Raw genomic sequence first — 19,476 nt, 5'->3', positions numbered from 1 at the left:
TGTGGAACCTCACCCCGCTGCAAAACCAGCAGTATTCCGGCTGGATCATGATGGTAGCGGGCCTCCCGGCGATGGCGCTGGCCTTCGTGCAACTGATGCTGTGGCTGATCAAGCTCGCGGACGGCGAGGGCAACACCCGGCCCAGCTGAGGGGCTGATACGGCTTCGAAAAATAGTTTGGGCATCCGAACTATTTTTCCGAGCAGAGCGAGAAGAAGAAAAAGCGGGGCTGGGCGACGCGGACTTGCAAAGCTGCGCAGCAGAGCACATTCGGGCGCTTTCCTCGGATGTGCGGAGTAAAGCCCAGTTCCGTATGACCTCCTCCCGCAGTCCTCACGTCGACTGGCTACCATGAGGGCCACCATGACCCGTACCCTTTCCTGGCTGCTGGCGGCGCTGCTGGTGTCTCCGGCACTCGCGGCCCCCCTTCCCGTGACCCTTGCCCCGCAGGCCAAGCTGCTGGCCCCGCCCGCACAGCCCGTGCCGCAGCCCCGGCAGGCGCAGTACCCGGCGGGCACTTTGCCGCTGGCGGGCCTGGGCCTCAAGCTGGTCGGCAGCGCCCCCGAACTGGGCTGGGCCGCCCGTGACCTGCGGGCCGACTGGCAGACCCGTCTGGGCCTGAAGCTGGCCGACGGAGGCAGCAAGAGCGTGACCGTCGGCACGGTGAGCGACGCGGCGCTGGCGGCCCGCGTGGGGGCAGCCGGGCTGAAGGCCGAGGGACCGGAAGGGTACGCGCTGCTGGTGGACGCTTCGGGGGCGTATGTGGTCGGCGCGACCCCACGCGGGGCCTACCTGGGCGTGCAGACGCTGCGGCAACTGCTCACGCCGCAGGGCCTGCGCTTTGCCCGCATCAGCGACGCGCCCGCGCTGACCGAGCGCATCGGGATGCTCTACCTCGACCAGTACAGCAAGGGCGTCAACGACCACCTGATTCCGCTGCTGGCGGCGCTGAAATACAACAAAGTCCTCATCATGTCCAACTACGTGCAGTGGGACGTGGCGAAGGCGGGCGGCTGGGCGCACCCCGGCGGCGCGAGCAAGGCCGAGGCGCGGCGGGTGGCCGACCTCGCCCGCAGCTACGGCCTGGAGCCGATTCCGCTTATCGAGACTCTGGGGCACACGGGCTGGATGTTCTACGGCGATAAGAATCTGGATTTGCGCCAGGACCCCGACTCGCAAAATCCCTACGCCTACGACACCCTCAACCCGGCGACCTACGAGCGCGTCGTGTTTCCGGTGCTCAAAGAGGCCATCGAGATTTTCAAGCCCAAAGTCGTTCATATCGGCCACGACGAGGTTCGTAACCGCGACCGTTTCCCGGCCCGCGACAACGGCAAGGCGCTGGGCTTCGAGAAACTGTTCGTGGACGACACCGTCAAGCTCTACAGCTTTCTGAAGGCGCAGAACGTCGGCACGATGATGTGGCACGATGCGGCCTTTTCTGACTCGGTGGTGGCGACCCTGCCCGCCAAGCTCCCCAAGGACATCCAAGTGGCCTACTGGAGCTACGGCACCAGCGACGGCGTGGAGCCGCTGAAGAAAATCCGGGCGCTGGGTTTCCCGGTGCTGGGCGCCAGTTGGAAAGACCCCGAAAACCCCGAACGCCTCGCCAAAGCAGTGGCGGCGGTGGGCGGCGGCATGATTCAGACGCGCTGGCACGGCTATTTCGGCAACCCGTCGGTCTGGGACGGTCAGGCCGAGCAGGGCGTGGCCTACGTGCGGGCCGCCAACGCCTTCTGGAATCCGCAGGCCCCGACGCTGAAAAACGCCCCTGCCCTTTACCGTGACCTCTACCAACCCGGCAGCTTTCTGCCCGTCGCCGGGCAAACGGTCAGCCTGAAGCCCGTCGCCAACCGCACTTTGGCCGACAAGGGCGGCGAGGGCTGGATCGGCAAGGGGCCGGACACCGACCTCACCGCACTGGGGCAGGGCGTGAAGCGGCTGGGCAGCTACACCTTCGACCTTTCCGGCGCGGTGATGACGCGGGGCGAGCGGGCCGCCGTGTCCGAACTGCCTGAGCGCGTCACCCTGCCGCTGGGCGGGCGCAAGGCGGCGGCGCTGGCTTTCCTGCACGCGACGGGCTGGCCCGGCAATGACCGCGTGCTGGTCGGGCGCTATGAGATCAAGTACGCGGACGGCAGCCGGGTCACGCAGCCGCTGGAATACGGGCGGCACATCCGCGCCTGGACCGAGCCGCTGGGCGTGCCGGGGGCCAGCAATTTCAGCATGGTCGCCGCGCCCGCCTGGGCCGGGCAGACCCGCGACGGCATGGATGTGGGCCTGAGTGTGCTGGAGTGGACCAACCCCAAACCGGGCGTGGGCATCGAATCCGTCACCCTGGTCAGCGAGGGACGGGGAGCCAACCCGATTCTGCTGGGCCTGACGCTGCTGGGCGGGCAGTAAGGACGTGACGGCTGCGCCCCCACCCACTCCCTGGCACCTACGCGGCAGCGGTCTGGTCGCGCTGTACGGCCCCTCGCCAGCAGCGCCCAGGGGTGGGGCACTAATGCTGGTGCGCTACGCCGACTCGCCTGTCGGCCCCTACGACGAACTGCTGTGGCTGGAACCCATCAAGACACGGCAGGGCTGGCAACCTCGTGTGCAGCAGATCGTGGTCAGTTCGGCGGCAAGTGTGGCGGGCGGACGGCGCAACTGGGCCATCCCCAAGACACTGGCCCGCTTCGACTGGTCGGCGGGGCGGGTGGAGGTCGGCGGCGTGGGGCTGGCGTTCAGCGGCGTGCAGGGCGCGGGCGTGCCCGTTTCGCTGCGGCTGTTGCCCCGGCTGGCCCGCACCCTCAGTCAGCGCGGGGCAGCGGGCGAGGAACTCTGCACCACCATCGGCGGCAGCGGACGCCTGCGCCGGGCACACCTGCGGGTCGAGGCGGCCCCTGGTTGGCCTGCACTGCTGACCCGGCAGAAGCCACTGCTGGTGCTGGGCGTGCCGGAGTTCCGCCTGACCTTTCCACCCGCGCACGTTCGCTGAAGGTGCGGCATAGTGTGCGCCGTGCCAAGTGGACGGGTTCACAACCTCATCAACCTCGCCGCCTTCGCCGTGCTGGGCGGGGCCGCCCTAATTCTGGAACGCCAGCGCCTGTGGCCTGACCCGACTTTTTCGCTGACCCCCGCCATGATGCTCAATTTCACCTGGGCGTTCATGGCGGGGACTTTTCTGCTTTCGCCCGACCTCGACCTTTCCGAAGGACGGGTGGACAGCAAGCGCCGCTGGGGGCCGCTGGGCTTTTTATGGGTGCCCTACGGCAAGATGTTCAGCCACCGGGGCCTGTCGCACACCTGGCTGGTGGGGCCGCTGACCCGGCTGATTTACCTCGCCCTCATCGCGGCGCTGGTCTGGACGGTGGTCAAATACGCCTGGCCGCAACTGGGCCTGGGCTGGCCGCGACTGCCGCAGCCGTTTCCGTACAAGGTCGCGCTGCCCATCGCTGCCGGGTACTACGTCAGCCAGTGGCTGCACTTGGTAGCGGACGGCATTTCTCCCGACCACGGGTTGCGCCACGCCCGGCGTAAGGTGCGGCGGCGGCGGTAAGGGTGGTTGCTGGGAAAGGGGGTTTTTAGGGCTGGGGCCTCAGCTTTTGGCCCCAACCCCAAACCCCTATCCCCAGGGGGGACAGGGGCTTTTACGCTGGCGCTGTGCAAATGGCGGTTATTTCGCTGGCCTGACAGTATTTCTCAGTTGCACGGGGTCCGGAGGTTAATGTTTTCCGGTTCATGTGCGGCCCGTGCGCTTCGCGCCCGACGGCCTTCTGAATTCTGCGTTTCACTGTTTTTTTGGGAGGCGGTGAGGGGGCGTCCAGACTGACTGCCTTTGCCAAGAAGTGTCGAAATGCCCGCCATTTCTGTGCAGCATGGCTTTACGCATGAAAACCCCTCCAACGCCGTCCTAGCGCGGAGGGGCCTTTTTCCATCAACGAGGAACGATCAGCGAAGCGGAACCATCAACGTCACTTCTGCCCGCTTTGCTCCCATTCGGCGCGGCCCGCTTCGTCGAGTGCCCCAAAGTCTTCGTCGGAGAGGTTCAGGGCAGCGGCAGCCACGTTTTCTTCGAGGTGCTTCACCTTACTCGTGCCGGGAATCGGCAGCATCACCGGACTGCGCCGCAGCACCCAGGCCAGCGCCACCTGCGCCGGGGTCGCGCCCAGACGGGTGGCTGTTTCGCTCAGCACGCTGCCTTCGGCGGCCAGTTTGCCCGACGCCAACGGATACCAGGGCAAAAAGCCGATGCCTTCGCGCTCGCAGTAGTCCAGCACGGCCTCGGACTTGCGATTGGTCAGGTTGTAGAGGTTTTGCACGGTGGCGACGGGGAACACCTGCCGAGCGGCATCGATTTCTTCCACGTTGACCTCCGACAGCCCCGCAAAGCGAATCACGCCGTCGTCAATCAGTTGTTTGACGGCCCCGAACTGCTCGTCACGTGGCACGTTGCGGTCAATCCGGTGGAGCTGCCACAGGTCAATGCGCTCGACCCCCAGGCGGCGGCGCGAGATGTGGGCCTGCTGAATGAGGTACTCGGGCCGCCCGCACGGAGGCCAGACGTTGGGGCCGGTGCGGGTCAGGCCGCCCTTGGTCGCCACGACCAGCCCTTCGTAGGGGTGCAGGGCTTCGCGAATCAGTTCCTCGCTGACGGCAGGGCCATAGGAGTCGGCGGTGTCGATGAGGTTGACGCCCAGCCCCGGCAGCGCCCGCAGCGTCGCCAGCGAGCCTTCGCGGTCGGCGGGGTCGCCCCACACGCCGTCGCCCGTGATTCGCATGGCCCCGAAACCGAGGCGGTTGACCGTCAGTTCGCCGCCAATCTGGAACGTGCCGCTCTGTCCTGCATCTGGAGAAGTCATGCCCACAGCATAGGCCCGCGCCGCACGAATCATGCACGGCAGCCCACAATGGAGCCGTACCAGCCTTTGCAAGTCGGACAGGGACGCTACGCTCTCTCCGTCAAATGCCCTAGGCAAAGGAAACCGCCCTGGCTGTCAGCACAGCGTCCAGGGCGGGGTGGTCGTATCGCTCGGAGCATGGGGACGTGCAGAGGATGAACCCCCTCCGCCCACCCGGTCAGCGGGCCGGTTGCAGTTTGACGCGCCAGGCCCGCGCTGCCGAGGAACGGTCTCCCCCACGCCAGGTTTCCAGGGTGCAGTTCCACAGGTCGGCTTCGGGCTGGCAGGTCAGGTCATAAACCCACTGACTTCCCAGGCTGAGCCGCAATTGGGCGCTGGGCTGCCCGGAACGGCTCAGCATCTGGCCGCGCACCTGATAGCGCCCGGCGTCGACCCAGGCCAGCACAGGCAAGGTGGCTTCGCCGCGCAGGGCCGAGCCGTTGGCGGTCAGCGAGAGGGTAAGCGTGCGGTCGGCCCCCAGAGAGCCCGTCCAGGCCCCCGACAGCGCCGGAGCCGCCAGAGCCGCAGGCGAGGTCAGGCCCAGGGCGACCAACGTACCGAAACCGAGTGAGGGAAACCGTCGTTTCATACCCTCTATTCTCGTGTCAGAGGGTAAAGCTTCTTATCTGCTCAGCTGACCCAACGTTCATGATTCGGGCGGCTGGCAGAATGCGTTTGACCAGGCCGCTCAGCACCGTTCCCGGCCCGAACTCGATAAACACGTCTACCCCCAGTTCAGCCAGGGTCCGTACCGTCTCGACCCACCGGACACTGCCCGTTATCTGCCGTCCCAGGAGGTCGGCGGTATGTTTGGGGTCGTCATTCAGTTCGGCGGTCACGTTGGCGATGACGGGGAAGGCGTAAGGCCCATACGCCGCCGCGTGCAGGTCGGGCGCGAGGCCAGCGGCGGCAGGTTCCATCAGGGCACAGTGAAAGGGGGCCGACACCTTGAGCGGAATGACCTTGAGGCCCCGCGCCTTGAGTTCGGTGCTGGCGGCGTCCACGGCGGCCTTTTCGCCCGAGATGACGGTCTGGGTCGGCGCGTTGAAGTTGGCGGGCTGCACCACGCCCCGGCTGCCCGCGCAGACTTCGGCCACCACCGCCGGGTCGCCCATCACCGCACTCATGGCCCCCACGCCTTCGGGGACGGCCTGCTGCATCAGTTCGCCCCGCTTGCGCGTCAGCCTCAGGGCGTCTTCCAACTGCAGAACACCCGCCGCGACCAGCGCGGAATATTCGCCCAGCGAGTGCCCCGCCGCCACCATCGGGGTCAGGCCCGTGTGGGCTTGCCAGGCGCGATAAGCCGCCACCGACGCCGCGACCAGGGCGGGTTGCTGGTTGGCGGTGAGGGTCAGTTCGTCGAAGGGGCCGACTTCGACCAGTTGCCGCAGGCCCGGCAGTGTGCGTTCCTTGGCCGCGTACACCTCCTCGGCGTGGGGAAATTCGGCGGCGAGGTCTACGCCCATCCCGACGGCATGCGAGCCTTGACCGGGGAAAAGGGCAGCGATTTTGATGTCGTTGTGTGTGGTTTGGGGCATGAGGGTTCCTTTGTAAGTGGAGGGCCAGGAGCGGAGGGCGCAGAGCGAATGGCAAGAGCTATCTACTATCTGCTATCTGCCATCTGCTCTCGGCCTCATTTGACCCCGCCCCACCATTTCAGAGTGCAGGCCGCCCAGCTCAGGCCACCACCAAAGACGACCATCAGGAGTTGCTGACCGTCTTTGATGCGTCCATCGTTCACCGCCTCGTAAAGCGCCAGCGGCACCGTACCCGCGCTGGTGTTGCCGTAGCGGTCGAGGTTGATGACGGTCTTTTCCATCGGAATGCCGAAGCGTTGGGTGGCGGCTTCGATGATGCGGATGTTGGCCTGGTGCGGAATCAGCCAGTCCACGTCATCGTTGCTGAGGCCCGTTTTCTGGAGCACTTCGGTGCCCGAGTCGCCCAGCACCCGCACGGCGAATTTGAAGACCTCGCGCCCGTTCATGATGGGAATGTCGCGCATCTCCTGCCCATCGGGAAAGGTGTTCGCCAGATTGGAAATGTAGAGCGCTGGCCCGCCTGCCGAGTCCGCGCCCAGCACGAAGTCCTGAAAGCCGTAGCCTTCCGGCACTTCGCCCACCACCGCGCAGCCGCAGCCGTCGCCGAACAGGATGGCGGTGTTGGGGTCGTTCTGGTCGAGGGCTTTGCTGAGAACTTCGCCGCCCAGCACCAGCACTTTGCGCGCCCCGCCGCCCAAAATCATGCCGCGGGCCATGCTCAGGCCGTACACGAAGCCGCTGCACGCGGTGGACAGGTCGTACGCGCCGACCCCCTTCAGGCCGATTTCGCCCGCCACCAGCGCCGCCGTGCTGGGAAACATGGCGTCGGGGGTACAAGTCGCGTAAATCACAAGGTCAACGTCCTTCAGGGCGTCGGGGTCGCGGCGCAGCATGTCCTGCACGGCCTTGACGCCGATGGTACTGGCAAACTCGCCTTCTGCCGAAAAACGGCGCTCGCGGATGCCGCTGCGCGACTCTATCCAGCCCGCTTCCAGGCCCATACGCGACTCGAAATCTGCGTTGTAAACGATTTTTTCCGGCACATACATGCCGATAGCCGTAATGCCGATGCTTTTACCTGTCATTGTGTGAAGGCTAGCACCTGACGGCGAAGGGACTGGAAAAGTTGAATCGGGTTCAACTGCGAGGATGCTGAGCCTGTCCGCCCTCCCCGCCCCACCATTTCAGCGCCGCGGCCCCCCAGCTCAGCCCGCCGCCAAAGCCCGCCAGCAGCAACTGGTCGCCATCTTTGAACCGCCCCTGTGCTTCGGCCTCGGCCAGAGCCAGCGGAATGCTCGCCGCGCTGGTGTTGCCGTAGCGGTCGAGGTTGGTCACGGCGCGCTCAAGCGGCAGGCCGAAGCGCTGACAGGCGGCTTCAATGATGCGGATGTTGGCCTGATGGGGAACCAACCAGTCGATGTCGGCGGTGGACATGCCCGCCTGCCGCATCGCTTGCTCGGCGCTGTCGCCCAGCGTTCGCACCGCGAATTTGAAGACCTCGCGCCCGTTCTGGGTGAGGTGCGGCCCCATCTCGGTGCCTTCGGGGAGGCGCAGGGCCGCGCCGCGCAGGTAGAGGTGCGGCCCGCCCGCCGAGTCCGCCCCCAGCACAAAGGACTGAAAACCGTAACCCTCGGGCACTTCGCCCAACACCACGCAGCCCGCGCCGTCACCGAACAGGATGGCGGTGTTGCGGTCGTTCTGGTCGACTGCGCCGCTCATCACCTCGCTGCCCACAATCAGCGCCCGCCTCGCCAGCCCTGCCCGAATCATGCCGTAGCCCACGCTCAGGGCGTATAGAAAGCCGCTGCACGCCACGCTCACGTCGAAGGCGGCGGCTCCGCGCAAGTTCACGCCGCCCGCAATCAGCGCCGCCGTGCTGGGAAACATGGCGTCGGGGCTGCTGGTCGCGCAGATGACCAGATTCACGCCGTCCAGTGCGTCTGGAAAGCGTTCCTGCAAGTTCTTGACCGCGCTGATGCCCAGGCTGCTGCTGCTTTCGCCCTGCGCCGCGTGCCTGCGCTCCCTGATCCCGGTGCGACTGGTAATCCATTCGTCGGTGGTGTCCAGCCGCGCGGCGTAGTGGGCGTTCGTCACGACTTCGGCAGGGGCGTAGGCTCCCACCGCAAGAATGCCGATGGCAGCGTCGGAAAGGGCGGTCATGCCCGAACGCTAACACTCTTTGCCGAGGCACACAAATTATCTTTGAACCCGGTTCAGCCGCGCCCCACCGCTTATTTGGGAGTGGGCGCGAAGGTGACCATCACCTCGTTCGTCTCACTCAGAAAGACGATGTCGGCCAGCAGCCCCCGCGCCGCCAGGTCCACCAGCAAGGCGTAAGAACCGAAGTCGTAACGCAGGTCAGCCACTTCCGGGCGGGTGTAGTGGCTCAGCAGCGTGCGGTAAGCGTCCTCGGCACTCTCAGCACTCAGTTGCCCGCAGACGGCGTTGGCGTGCATCAGGTAGACGATTTCGGGGCGGCAGCCCTTGCTCCACTTGACTTCGACACCCCGCACCAGCGTCTGCGCGAGCTTGGCGGCGTCTTTGACGGGAGCGGCAGCCGGAGGACGCTGCGCCGCCGGGAGGGTGAGCGGCTGCGACAGCAGTTCACGGATGCTGCGCTCGGCGTCGGGCGACTCACCGATATTCCAGTTGCGCCAGACCATCGGCGTGGTCAGCGCCAGCCGCGCCCGCAACTGGGGCGATGCCTGAAGCTGCGTCACGGTGAACTGCCGCGCCTGAACGGGTGTTTTCAGCGAGGTCACGCGGTCTTGCAGTTGGGTCACGGCCCGCTCGTACTCCTGGGCGATCCCCTTCTTCTGCGCCGGAGTCAGCCCCAGCGCGGAGCAGGACAGCAGCAGCGCCGTCCCCCAGACCAGCTTTCTTTTGGGCATGCTGCCACTCTACCGAAACATCGGTACCGCGAACACAAAGAGAGAGGATGGGAACCCGCCCGAAAGCAGATTCCCACCCTTGTTCACCTTCGACCCTTACAGGTCAGGCTGAATTATTCAGACTTTTCTTCGGTCTGCTGGGCCACCTTCTCGCCTTCTTGGGCGTCGGCTTGCTCGGCGCTCTTGCTGTCGCCGCCGAGTTGGGCCAGGGCCTGTTGCAGCCCCTTCTCGCGCAGCAGGCTGATGTAGTACGAGTGCAGGCCGTTCTGACCGAGTTGCTGCACCAGCTGCTGGGCGCTCATGCCGTTGGCCTGGGCCAGGTTCATCAGGGTCTGGTTGAATTCGGCGTCGCTGACCTGCACGCCCATTTCTTCGGCCAGTTGCTCCAGCGCGAGGTCACGACGCACGCGGATTTCGGCGTTCTTGGCGAGGTCGGCCTGGAATTCTTCCAGCTTGCCCTGCTCGCGCATGAAGGCTTCGTATTCCTTCCACTGCACGCCCTGGCGGCCCAGGTCGTCCTGAATTTCAGCCATCATGCCTTCGCGGCGGCGGTCGATGAGGGCCTGGGGAATTTCGACGGTCATGCCCTCCACGAGGTGGTTCACGAACTCGTCGCGGCGCAGGTTGTCGCCTTCGAGCTTGGCGCGGCGCTCCAGCTCACCACGCAGGTCGCTGCGGAGCTTGTCCATCGACTCGTAGTTCAGGCTGCTGGCGAACTCGTCGTTCAGGTCCTGCAGCTTCTTGCTCTTGACTTCCTGCACCTTCACACGCACGGTGTGCTCGGGGTGCTCGTGGTCGCCGTGCTGGTGGGCAGGCACGGTGATTTCGACCACATCGCCCGCGCTCTTGCCCAGCAGGGCGTCACGAACATGACCCTCGGCCATGTCGAGGTAGATGGGGTAGGTGCCGCCTTCTTCGCTGTCACCCTCGCCCAGTTCCTGGATGGTGACCTGATCGGCGGCCTCGATGGGACGCTCGGCGGCCTCGAAGGTCGCGTTGCGCTCGCGCAGGTCGTTCAGGGTCTGCTCCAGCACTTCGTCGGTGATTTCGGGGGCCTGGGCGGTCACCTGGGCCTGCTTCCAGTCGCCGAGCTTGACTTCGGGGTAGGTTTCGCCCTTGACGGTGAACTCGAAGCTCTCGCCGCTCTTGACGTCCTGGGGGTCGATGGTGGCGTCGACAAGGTTGAGCTTGAGGTCGCGCAGGCCCTGCGAGTAGTGGGTTTCGAGCAGGCGGTCACGCACCTGCGCTTCGACGTAGCCCTTGCCCACGCGGTTCTCGATGACCTTGCGGGGAGCCTTGCCGGGGCGGAAGCCGGGGACGCGCACGTCACGGGCGAGGCCTGCCCACACCTGTTCGTAAGCCTTGTTCACTTCGGCGGCGGGCACCGACACCTTGAACTCGACCTTGTTGCCTTCCTTGCTAATCAGCTCTGCCATGAGTCTCCCATCTCGCCACTGCCCAGCATCGGGACAGCGGCCGTCCTTATCAGATTGTGTTGCCGCCCATTGCCGGGCAGTTTGCTCAGTGAATCTCGTCCAGTGAACCGACTGCGGGCAGGCGACAAGCCAACGGGCATGATACGGCTTTCGGGCGTGAAAATGCGAGGGGAGCCGGGCGTCTACACCCGCACGGCCCCCTTATCCTGGGCACCATGCCTGTTCCTTCCACCACCCCCGACTGGGCCTTTGAACGTCAGCACTGGCGGCGCGGCTACTTCCGGGTGGCGGGCGTAGACGAAGCGGGGCGCGGCGCGTGGGCTGGCCCGGTCACGGTAGCGGCGGTGATTTTGCCCGGCACGGCGCAGGATTACCCTTTCCACGATTCCAAGCAACTGAGCGCCGCGCAGCGCGAGGAGTACGCCGCCGAGGTGCGCCGGGTGGCGGTGGCCTGGGCCGTGGAACACGCTTGGCCGGGGGAAATTGACCGCCTCAACATCCTGGGCGCGACCCACGCCGCCGCTGCCCGCGCTCTGGCCCGCCTCGACCCCGCGCCGCAAGCCCTGGTGACGGATTACCTCAAGTTCCGCACCGACTTGCCCATCCTCGCCCCGCCCAAAGCCGACGCTCTGAGCTACAGCGTGGCCGCTGCCAGCCTCCTCGCCAAGACCGAGCGTGACCGGGTCATGACCGAACTGGACGCGCAGTTTCCCGGCTACGGCTTTGCGTCCCACAAGGGCTACGGCGCACCGCAGCACCGCGCCGCCCTGCACGAACTGGGCGTCAGCGAGCAGCACCGCCGCAGCTACGCCCCGATTCGGGCACTGGTGGAGGGGCCGGAGCGTTTGCTCTAGTCTGCCCCCCATGAGTGAACGTGTGCTGGCTGGTCAGGTGGCGGACATGCCCGCTGGATTTCATGGAGAAGTGGTGGTCGGCGGCGTGAGCGTGGTCGTCATCAACCACGAGGGCCAGTTCTATGCGCTGCGGAACAACTGCACCCACAAGGACTTTCCGCTGCTAGGCGGCGACGTGAGTGACGGCAAAATCACCTGCGAGAAGCACGGCGGCAAATTTGAATTGACGACAGGAAAAGCGCGGGCGCTGCCTGCCGTCAAAGCGGTCAAGATTTACAGGGCTGAGGTGGAAGACGGGGCGGTGTACGTCTCAGAGCTTTAGGGCTTGGGGAGGAAGATGCCGGATTTGAGATGACGCAGGTCAACACCTGTGACTTTGACAAGCATGGCAGGAATTTTGCCGCCGTTAGGAGAAGCGCTGAGGGAGCGGACATCTTTCACGAACCCGAGTTTTTGATGTTCAGGCCAATGGTGGAGGGTAGCCTTTCCGTCAGCACCAACTGGGGCAAGGTCAGCAAAATATGTCTCTGCGTCTTTCTTGGTGAGCAGCATGACCACCTCGCCTGCGGGTAGTCCCGTTTTCACCGTCACTTGGGGCCAAGTGTTCACATCAGAAAAACGCCAATTGACCCCTGCATAGCTGGCGCTCCAGCCCTGGCTTAAGTCTGGTGAGGTGAGCGCACCAAGCAGGGTTGGCATAATCTGGTGGTAAAAGTCCATTCCTGCAACGGGCTGTGATTGGGTGCCGAGGCGCAACTTGAGCGGCCCGAAGGACAGCAGCGGATTGTCATAGCCTGAGAGCTTGAGTTCTGGCGTCAGCGGCTCCCGAATCGTGCTGATGATGAGCATTTGAGCGGGGACATAGCCCTGCCCACCAGCTTTGAATCGGGGCATGAGGACGCGCCACCGACCGTCGGGAAAAGTGACGTGCAAGGTGCCGTCAGGCTTGAAGCTGGTCTTGAGGCCCGCCGATTCATAGGCTTTTTGGATATCGTTCAGACCGATGAATGCCCCCTGATACAACGCTTTCCGCTGGGGCGCATAGCAAATTTTTCCGTCCTGGCGACTAAGAACAACGAAATCTCTGCCAAGAACTTTAGTCTCTTGCACACAGAATTTTTCGGTTTCCAGGGGTTTTTGGGAGAGCGCGGGCACTTCTACGGTCACGGCGCGGAGATTTCCACCTCCCGCCAGCGCGTACAGGCCAGCCGTCACGAGAAGGGCGGCAATTCCGCCGATGGACAAAATCTTGGGCATGTTATGCACTCCGTTCATTCCGGCACTGACCCGCAGGGGTGGCCCCAGTTCGGCCAGTGCCTGAGCGAGGGCTTGTTCGGGGGCCGCGCCTTGCCATTCGAGTTGCTCGGCGCGGCAGTAGACGTGTTCTTCCAGTTCGTCCCAGACTTCCTGACGCTTGGCGGGCGGCAGCCCAGCCGTGGCGCGGCGCAAGTACTGTTCCAGCGCGGGGGGCGTGGCAGTCACGGCGGTCATGTCAGGCCCCGCTGAGGCGGTGAACGGCCTGGGTAAAGGTCTGGAATTCCTCGCGCTTGTGCGCCAGCCGTTGCCGCCCCAGGTCGGTGATGGCGTAATACTTGCGCGGCTTGCCGTTGCGCCCCGCTTCGCCGAATTGCGCGGCGAGCAGCCCGTCTACCTCCAGGCGATGCAGCGCGGGGTACAGGCTGCCTTCCTTGAAATCGAAGTAGCCGTTCGTGCGCTCCTTGGCCTCCTGAATGATGGCAAAGCCGTACAGGGGCCGCCGTTCCAGAATGGTCAGGAGAATCAGGTCAAGGTTTCCGCGCAGTAGGTCAGGGTTCATCAGAGAACGGCTCCTTCGGGCCTCGGCCTGAAAGCGTCCCGACAGGTTGCGGCCCCACATAGCTATGTCTGTCTACATAGTCTGCCTAAGTTATCCGGATGTCAAGCTCAGTCTGCCTAGGCTTTGGGGGGTGCACTACCCTGAAGGAATGAGCAACGCGACCCCCGGCCCCAGAGCGCAGGCGTATCTGGATTACCTGGCGGAAGAAGGCTACCGTCCCAGCTTCGACAACGACGGCGACGTAGAATTCCGGGCCGAGGGCTTTTACCTGTGCTGCTTTGCCAACGAGGACGATCCCCACTATCTGTACGTCACCGCCCCGCACGTCTGGTCGCTGAGTGGCGAACCCGACACCGAGCGCGAACGGGCGCTGGAACTCGCGGCGCGGATGCAGATACAGTACAAGGGCCTGAAAGTGGTGGTGCTGAGCGAGTCGGTGTGGGTCAGCTATCAGGGGTTTTTGCCCGATGAGGACGGCTTCAAGGCCGTGATGCCCCGCGTGATTGACCTGCTGCTGACGGGCGTGCGCGACTTTCACCGGGGAATGCGTGAGGAAGGCGGGAGCGACGAACCCAGCGGAGTGCAGGCGTGAGCCCCTCCCCCGCTGCCCTGCCCGCGCTGCTGTCGCTGACCGCCGCCGACGCGCTTGGAGCCGCCACCGAGTTCAAGACGCCCGCCGCCATTCGCGCCCGCTACGGCACGAGCTTCACGCAGTATCAGGAAGGCAGCGTCTTCGGTTTTGCCCCCGGCGAGGCCACCGACGACAGCCAGATGGTGGCGGCGACCCTGCTCGGCTACCAGAAAGGGGGCGGCTTGCACGGTGTTCTGGCGGGCCTGCGTGACTGGCTGATGACCGCGCCCCCCGACGTGGGCGGTCTGACCCGCTCTGCGCTGCGCTTTGGAACGCTGGATGGCGGCGTGCGGGCCTGGGCACAAAGCGGGCACCAGTCGGCAGGTAACGGCGGCCTGATGCGAATCGCGGCGGTGTGGCTGCGCGGCTTTCGGGGCGCAGAATTGGCCCGCGAGAGTGCGGCGGTCACGGCGCTGACCCACGCCGACCCGCGCTGCGTGTTCGCGTCGGTGTTTTTTACGGCCTTTCTGGAAGAACTGGACGGGGGCCGCGCCTACGCCCAAGCCGCCGAAACCGCGCTGAAAGTCATGGACGCCGCCGACGCCCGCGCCTGGCTACTGGACGCAGGCGTGTTCGGGGTGGACACCCGCGCCGCCTTCGACGCCTTCAAGGGAGCCGAGTGGCAGGCCAAAGCCGACGTTCGCGCCCGCGTTCGCGCTGGCCTGGGCGGGCATATCACCTCGCAGTCAGGCTACGTGCTGGACACGTTGGAAGCGGCGCTGGCCCATGCCCAGGCGGACACTTGGCTGGGCTGTGTAGAACCCGCCGTGCTGCTGGGCGACGACTCGGACACGGTGGCCTGCGTGGTGGGCGCGATTTGCGGGGCGCGGGGGCTGAGCGTGCCGGAGTACCTATTACCTGCGCTGCGGCTGGGGCATAGCTGGGCGGGGTGGGAGCGGGAGTGGAACTGCGTGGGGCATTTTCCGGCGCTGCTGGCATGACCGAGGCCGAATTCCTCGCCCTGGTCAGGCAAAATCCGGTCAACGCCGCGCTGCTGGGCCGCCTGCCCCAGCTCGAAGCCTTCGCGCCCCAGGTCATGCTGGTGGCGGGGTCGCTGTTCGGCACGGTCTGGAACGCACAAGCGGGCAATGCGCCCACCGACCACATCAAGGACTATGACCTGTTCTATTGGGACGCCGACCTCAGCTACGAGGCCAAGGATGCGGTCATCCAGCAGGCGTCAGAACTTTTTGCCGACCTGAACGCCCCCATTGAACTTCGTAATCAGGCCCGCGTCCATTTGTGGTTTAACCCCAAGCACGGCTTGAGCCGCCCCCCGCTGCGTTCGGCCCGCGAAGGCATAGACCAGTTTCTGGTGGAATGCACCTGCCTGGGCATAGATGCACGCGGCAAGGTCTACGCACCTTACGGCTTGGACGACATGGCGGCAGGCGTGCTGAAACTCAATGCCCTCAACCATTCGCCCAGCCTGTATGCCGCCAAAGTCGCCAGTTATCGGGCGCGGTGGCCCTGGCTGAGTGATACTGAGCAAGTGTCGCCCAGTCAACGGCAGGGCGGGGGACCTGCCCGCTAGACTTCTCCCATGTCTGAAAAAATCGTGATTGTGTCCGCCAAGCGCACGCCCCTCGGCAGCTTCATGGGCAGCCTGAAAGACGTTTCCGCCGTAGACCTCGGCATCACCGCCGCCAAAGCCGCGCTGGACGGCGTGAGCGATGAAGTCAAGGGCGACGTGGCCGACGTGATCGTGGGCTGCGTGCTGCAAGCCGGGCAGGGCATGGGCGTGGCCCGCCAGATCGGACGCGGCGCGGGCCTGCCCAACTCGGTGCCCGCCCAGACCATCAACCGCTTGTGCGGCAGCGGCCTGCAAGCTGTGGTCAGCGCCATTCAGGGCATCCGGGCAGGCGACGGACAGGTGTACCTGGCGGGCGGAACGGAATCCATGAGCCGCGCCCCTTATCTGCTGCCCCGCGCCCGCGAGGGCTACCGCCTAGGGCATGGCGAGCTGCTGGACTCCATTCTGGCCGACGGCCTGACCGACGTGTTTGGCAAGTACCACATGGGCATGACCGCCGAGAATCTGGCGGAGAAGTACAGCATTTCCCGCGAGGAACAGGACGCCTTCGCACTGGAATCGCAAAACCGCGCCGCCGCCGCGCTGGAAGGCGGTTTCTTTGCCGACGAAGTGGTGCCCGTCGAAGTCCCCAGCCGCAAGAGGCCGGTCAGCTTCGACAAGGACGAGTACCCCCGCGCCACCACCGCCGAGGCGCTCGCCAAACTCAAGCCCGCTTTCAAGAGGGACGGCGGCACCGTGACGGCGGGCAACGCCAGCGGCATCAACGACGGGGCCGCCATGCTGCTGGTCGCCACCGAGAGTTACGCCCAGGAGCGCGGCCTGCCGATTCTGGCGGAGATCAAGGGCTACGCGAATGTAGGTGTAGACCCCGAAATCATGGGCATCGGCCCCGCCTACGCCGTGCCGCTGGCGCTGAAAAAAGCGGGCCTGAGCGTGAGCGACGTGGACCTCTTTGAACTCAACGAAGCCTTCGCCGCGCAGAGCATCGCCGTGCTGCGCGACCTCGGCACGCAGGGCAGCGAGGTTGACCCCGCCAAAGTCAACATCACGGGCGGCGCGATTGCGCTGGGCCACCCCATCGGCGCGAGCGGTGCGCGGGTGCTGACCACGCTGGTACATGGGCTGCGGCGCACCGGCAAGGAAACGGGCGTCGCCAGCCTGTGCATCGGCGGCGGCATGGGCATCGCGCTGGTGCTGCAAGCCCGCTGAGCGCGGAGGGTTGAGGGGGAAGGGTGGAGAGCCAACGCCTCCGTGCCCTTCCCCCTCCCCTGTTCACCCTCTACCCTGCCTCCATGTCTGATGCTGTCACCGACCTCTTTACCGCCATTCACGCCAGCAACGTGGAGGGCGTGCGCCTGCTGATCGAGGCCGAGCCGGAGTTGCTGCATTCGCGCAGTCCCAGCGGGCTTTCTCCCATCCTGTTTGCCGCCTATTACCACCGCCCGTATGTGCTGGACGTACTGCTGGCGGCAGGGCCGGAACTGGACGTGTTCGAGGCGGCGGCGACAGGCCAACCTCTGCCCGATGGGGCCGACCTTCACACGCCCAACGGGGACGGCTTTACGCCCCTGCACCTCGCCGCCTTGTTCGGACGTTCGGACACTGTCGGGGGGCTGCTGGAACGCGGAGCCGACCTTCACGCGGTCAGCCGCAACCCACAGGCCGCGCAGCCGCTGCACTCGGCACTGGGCGGGCGGCGCTGGGACACGGCCCGGCTGCTGCTGGAGCATGGAGCCGACCCGAATGCCGCGCAGCCCGGCGGCTGGACGCCTCTGCTGCTGGCCGTGCGTGAAGGCGCAGCAGAAACAGTGGCCGAACTGCTGGCACGCGGCGCCGACCCCCACGCCCGCACCGACGACGGCGAAGGAGCGGCAGACCTCGCCCGCGAAAACGGGCACGAGGCGTTGCTGCGGCAGTTTCCGGTGCTGCTGGCACCCGTCTGAACCCAGCCCGCACCCAGGCGGAGGTCAAGGAACCGAGAAGGCACCCCCGGCGTCCGGACGCCAGAATGCTTCCATGAGCGAACTCAATAAGCCGAATGTCGTGACTACGCCCGACGCCGGAGCTGACCACGCCCGCGACGTACACCAGCCGCACTACACCACCACGCCCCCCGAGAGCCGCGTCAGCAGCTCCAACGAGGGGCTGGGCGCAGCGGTGGCCCCCGAAATGCCCGACCCCGGCGCTGTCACCGAGCCGTTCGACCACCTCGCCACCCGTGACCCCGAGGCGATGGAGCAGCGCCTGCAAGCTCCAGAATTCGCGGGCAGCACCGCTGTCGAAACCGGCATCAACCCGAGCGTGCTGGACGCGGTCGGCCCCGGCGTAGAAGGCAATCTGACGGGAGCCGCCGTCAACCCCGTCGCCAGCGACCTGTTGAGCGGCGACAACAGCGGCTATACCGCGCCCGCCGTCAGCGGCCCACCCCATGTCCGTGAACAGCCCGGCGACCTGCCCCCCGGCGCAAGCACCGAGCTGAAGTCCGAAATCGAGAACCGCTGAGCTAAAAGGAGACAAGGGGACGACACCTGTAGATGGATGTCGTCCCCTTCCTCATGGTGCCGACCCTTCAGCGGCGCCCGAAGCCTCCGCCCCGGCCCGGATCACGCCCGCTGTCGCTGCGGGGTGTCTCGGGGCGGGCGGGTGCTGTGGGGGCTGCCGGAGCCGCCGCGCCGCGCCCGTAGTCGCCACCGCGTCCGGTGCCCGCGCTTCCTCCGCCCACCGCGCCGCCGTAAGCCGGAATCGGAGCCGCTGCCGGGGCTGAACCGGCGCCGCCGAGTCCCGCCGAGGGGTCGTTGGCGAGGCGGGCGAATTCCTTGGGATCCACGGCGCGTTCCAGTCCCTTGTCGTAGGTGATCTGGTGCCTGCGAAACAGCCCGGCGAGGTAGGCGTCCATCGTGACCATGCCCTCGCGTGCGCCAGTCTGCATCACGCTGGTGATCTGGAAGGTCTTGCCCTCACGAATCAGGGCGCGAACCGCCGGGTTGGCAATCAGGATTTCGTAGGCCAGGACACGCCCCTGACCGTCGGCGCGGGGCAGAAGCTGCTGGGTCATGACCGCCACGAGGTTGTTGGCGAGCTGCACGCGAATCTGCTCCTGCTGCTCTTCCGGAAACACGTCCACGATACGGTCGATGGACTCGGGGGCCGAGTTGGTGTGCAGCGTGCCCATCACGAGGTGCCCGGTTTCGGCAGCGGTCACGGCAGCCTTGATGGTCTCGTAGTCACGCATTTCGCCCACCAGAATCACGTCGGGGGCCTGCCTGAGCGCGGCCCGCAGCGCGTCGTTGAAGCTGAGGGTATCGGCCCCCACCTCGCGCTGGTTGATGATGCTGGCCTTGTTGGGGTGCATGAACTCGATGGGGTCTTCGATGGTCAGGATGTGGACTTTTTTGGTCTGATTGATGTGGTCAATCATGGAGGCGAGCGTGGTGGACTTGCCCGACCCCGTCGGCCCGGTCACCAGCACGAGGCCACGCGGCGCGCCCGCGATGTCGATGACGGTCTGCGGCAACCCCATCTCGGCAATGGTCTTGACGGTGGTCGGAATCAAGCGCATCACGCCGCCCACGTTGCCGCGCTGCATGAAGGCATTGACGCGGAAGCGGGCCTTGTCGCCCAGCGCAAACGAAAAGTCGAGTTCGCGCTTTTCCTCGAAGGTGCGCTGCTGGCGCTCGTTCATCATCGAGTACATCAGTTTGCGGGTATCGGTGGCGACCAGTGGCTCGAAGCCCTGCGAGTCGTAAACCCCGGAAAGCTTGAACTGCGGGGGCAACCCCGCCGCCAGGATGATGTCGGACGCGCCCTTGTCGGCGGCGATACGCAGGATGTCGGTGATGTCGATGCCGGAAGTCATGGTCATGGATTACCTCGGAAGAGACGTAGGAAAGA

21 protein-coding genes are annotated in these 19,476 nt (G+C 65.7%); 11 read left to right on the top strand and 10 right to left on the bottom strand.

Going from position 1 to position 19,476, the window contains the following annotated elements:
* Positions 1–362: 362 nt before the first annotated feature.
* From Q4C89_RS04615 to Q4C89_RS04605, 3 genes are read left to right on the top strand one after another with little or no spacing between them, the layout of a single operon-like run.
* A complete protein-coding gene (locus Q4C89_RS04615; RefSeq protein WP_303101430.1) occupies positions 363–2,402 on the top strand; it encodes a glycoside hydrolase family 20 zincin-like fold domain-containing protein in 2,040 nt (679 codons plus the stop codon).
* A 4-nt stretch (positions 2,403–2,406) separates the two neighbouring features.
* The gene (locus tag Q4C89_RS04610) at positions 2,407–2,982 is read left to right on the top strand and encodes a hypothetical protein (RefSeq protein ID WP_303101429.1); all 576 of its coding nucleotides are present in this window, start codon (positions 2,407–2,409) and stop codon (positions 2,980–2,982) included.
* A gap of 12 nt (positions 2,983–2,994) precedes the next feature.
* On the top strand, positions 2,995–3,543 hold the full coding sequence (locus Q4C89_RS04605; RefSeq protein ID WP_303101428.1) for a metal-binding protein: 549 nt from the start codon (positions 2,995–2,997) through the stop codon (positions 3,541–3,543).
* A 415-nt stretch (positions 3,544–3,958) separates the two neighbouring features.
* Here the strand turns inward: Q4C89_RS04605 and Q4C89_RS04600 are convergent, their stop codons facing one another.
* The 7 genes from Q4C89_RS04600 to tig all read right to left on the bottom strand — a co-directional run bounded on the left by Q4C89_RS04600 (position 3,959) and on the right by tig (position 10,750).
* A complete protein-coding gene (locus Q4C89_RS04600) occupies positions 3,959–4,846 on the bottom strand; it encodes an aldo/keto reductase (protein WP_303101427.1) in 888 nt (295 codons plus the stop codon).
* Positions 4,847–5,063: 217 nt separating this feature from the next.
* Positions 5,064–5,474 carry a hypothetical protein gene (locus Q4C89_RS04595; protein ID WP_303101426.1) on the bottom strand — a complete coding sequence of 137 codons (411 nt, stop codon included), beginning with the start codon at positions 5,472–5,474 and terminating at the stop codon, positions 5,064–5,066.
* 16 nt (positions 5,475–5,490) lie between these two features.
* Positions 5,491–6,423: an ACP S-malonyltransferase gene (gene fabD, locus Q4C89_RS04590; RefSeq protein ID WP_303101425.1), complete on the bottom strand. Its 933-nt coding sequence runs from the start codon at positions 6,421–6,423 to the stop codon at positions 5,491–5,493.
* 95 nt (positions 6,424–6,518) lie between these two features.
* Positions 6,519–7,508, bottom strand: a complete 990-nt coding sequence (locus Q4C89_RS04585; protein WP_303101424.1) for a ketoacyl-ACP synthase III — start codon at positions 7,506–7,508, stop codon at positions 6,519–6,521.
* Positions 7,509–7,560: 52 nt separating this feature from the next.
* A complete protein-coding gene (locus tag Q4C89_RS04580) occupies positions 7,561–8,583 on the bottom strand; it encodes a beta-ketoacyl-ACP synthase III (protein ID WP_303101423.1) in 1,023 nt (340 codons plus the stop codon).
* A gap of 71 nt (positions 8,584–8,654) precedes the next feature.
* Positions 8,655–9,314 carry a hypothetical protein gene (locus Q4C89_RS04575; protein ID WP_303101422.1) on the bottom strand — a complete coding sequence of 220 codons (660 nt, stop codon included), beginning with the start codon at positions 9,312–9,314 and terminating at the stop codon, positions 8,655–8,657.
* A 113-nt stretch (positions 9,315–9,427) separates the two neighbouring features.
* Positions 9,428–10,750: a trigger factor gene (tig, locus tag Q4C89_RS04570; RefSeq protein ID WP_303101421.1), complete on the bottom strand. Its 1,323-nt coding sequence runs from the start codon at positions 10,748–10,750 to the stop codon at positions 9,428–9,430.
* Positions 10,751–10,965: 215 nt separating this feature from the next.
* Here tig and Q4C89_RS04565 point away from each other — a divergent pair, with 215 nt between their 5' ends.
* Both Q4C89_RS04565 and Q4C89_RS04560 read left to right on the top strand, forming a co-directional pair.
* On the top strand, positions 10,966–11,604 hold the full coding sequence (locus tag Q4C89_RS04565; protein ID WP_303101420.1) for a ribonuclease HII: 639 nt from the start codon (positions 10,966–10,968) through the stop codon (positions 11,602–11,604).
* Between the two features lie 10 nt (positions 11,605–11,614).
* The gene (locus Q4C89_RS04560; RefSeq protein ID WP_303101419.1) at positions 11,615–11,926 is read left to right on the top strand and encodes a Rieske 2Fe-2S domain-containing protein; all 312 of its coding nucleotides are present in this window, start codon (positions 11,615–11,617) and stop codon (positions 11,924–11,926) included.
* On the opposite strand, the gene Q4C89_RS04555 is transcribed toward Q4C89_RS04560, so the two are convergent.
* Positions 11,923–13,095, bottom strand: a complete 1,173-nt coding sequence (locus Q4C89_RS04555; RefSeq protein ID WP_303101418.1) for a permease prefix domain 1-containing protein — start codon at positions 13,093–13,095, stop codon at positions 11,923–11,925. The two genes, Q4C89_RS04560 and Q4C89_RS04555, sit on opposite strands and share 4 nt — an antisense overlap.
* Position 13,096: 1 nt before the next feature.
* Positions 13,097–13,420 (bottom strand): PadR family transcriptional regulator, encoded by a 324-nt coding sequence (locus tag Q4C89_RS04550; RefSeq protein ID WP_303101417.1) that lies wholly within the window; start codon positions 13,418–13,420, stop codon positions 13,097–13,099.
* A gap of 148 nt (positions 13,421–13,568) precedes the next feature.
* On the opposite strand from Q4C89_RS04550, the gene Q4C89_RS04545 reads away from it, so the two are divergent.
* The 6 genes from Q4C89_RS04545 to Q4C89_RS04520 all read left to right on the top strand — a co-directional run bounded on the left by Q4C89_RS04545 (position 13,569) and on the right by Q4C89_RS04520 (position 18,087).
* Positions 13,569–14,012, top strand: coding sequence for a hypothetical protein (locus Q4C89_RS04545; RefSeq protein WP_303101416.1), 444 nt, complete (start codon positions 13,569–13,571; stop codon positions 14,010–14,012).
* Positions 14,009–14,992 carry an ADP-ribosylglycohydrolase family protein gene (locus Q4C89_RS04540; protein ID WP_303101415.1) on the top strand — a complete coding sequence of 328 codons (984 nt, stop codon included), beginning with the start codon at positions 14,009–14,011 and terminating at the stop codon, positions 14,990–14,992. Before Q4C89_RS04545 ends, Q4C89_RS04540 begins: the two co-directional genes overlap by 4 nt.
* Positions 14,989–15,585, top strand: coding sequence for a nucleotidyltransferase family protein (locus tag Q4C89_RS04535; RefSeq protein ID WP_303101414.1), 597 nt, complete (start codon positions 14,989–14,991; stop codon positions 15,583–15,585). Before Q4C89_RS04540 ends, Q4C89_RS04535 begins: the two co-directional genes overlap by 4 nt.
* A 9-nt stretch (positions 15,586–15,594) precedes the next feature.
* Positions 15,595–16,794 carry an acetyl-CoA C-acetyltransferase gene (locus Q4C89_RS04530; RefSeq protein WP_303101413.1) on the top strand — a complete coding sequence of 400 codons (1,200 nt, stop codon included), beginning with the start codon at positions 15,595–15,597 and terminating at the stop codon, positions 16,792–16,794.
* 83 nt (positions 16,795–16,877) lie between these two features.
* On the top strand, positions 16,878–17,528 hold the full coding sequence (locus Q4C89_RS04525) for an ankyrin repeat domain-containing protein (RefSeq protein WP_303101412.1): 651 nt from the start codon (positions 16,878–16,880) through the stop codon (positions 17,526–17,528).
* 73 nt (positions 17,529–17,601) lie between these two features.
* Positions 17,602–18,087: a hypothetical protein gene (locus Q4C89_RS04520; protein WP_303101411.1), complete on the top strand. Its 486-nt coding sequence runs from the start codon at positions 17,602–17,604 to the stop codon at positions 18,085–18,087.
* A gap of 67 nt (positions 18,088–18,154) precedes the next feature.
* Here Q4C89_RS04520 and Q4C89_RS04515 read toward each other — a convergent pair whose 3' ends face one another.
* Positions 18,155–19,441 (bottom strand): type IV pilus twitching motility protein PilT, encoded by a 1,287-nt coding sequence (locus Q4C89_RS04515; RefSeq protein ID WP_303101431.1) that lies wholly within the window; start codon positions 19,439–19,441, stop codon positions 18,155–18,157.
* Positions 19,442–19,476: the final 35 nt, after the last annotated feature.

This window comes from Deinococcus sp. (genome assembly GCF_030523985.1).
Classification (GTDB): Bacteria; Deinococcota; Deinococci; order Deinococcales; family Deinococcaceae; genus Deinococcus.
This window is presented reverse-complemented; position numbering and strand designations above follow the sequence as displayed.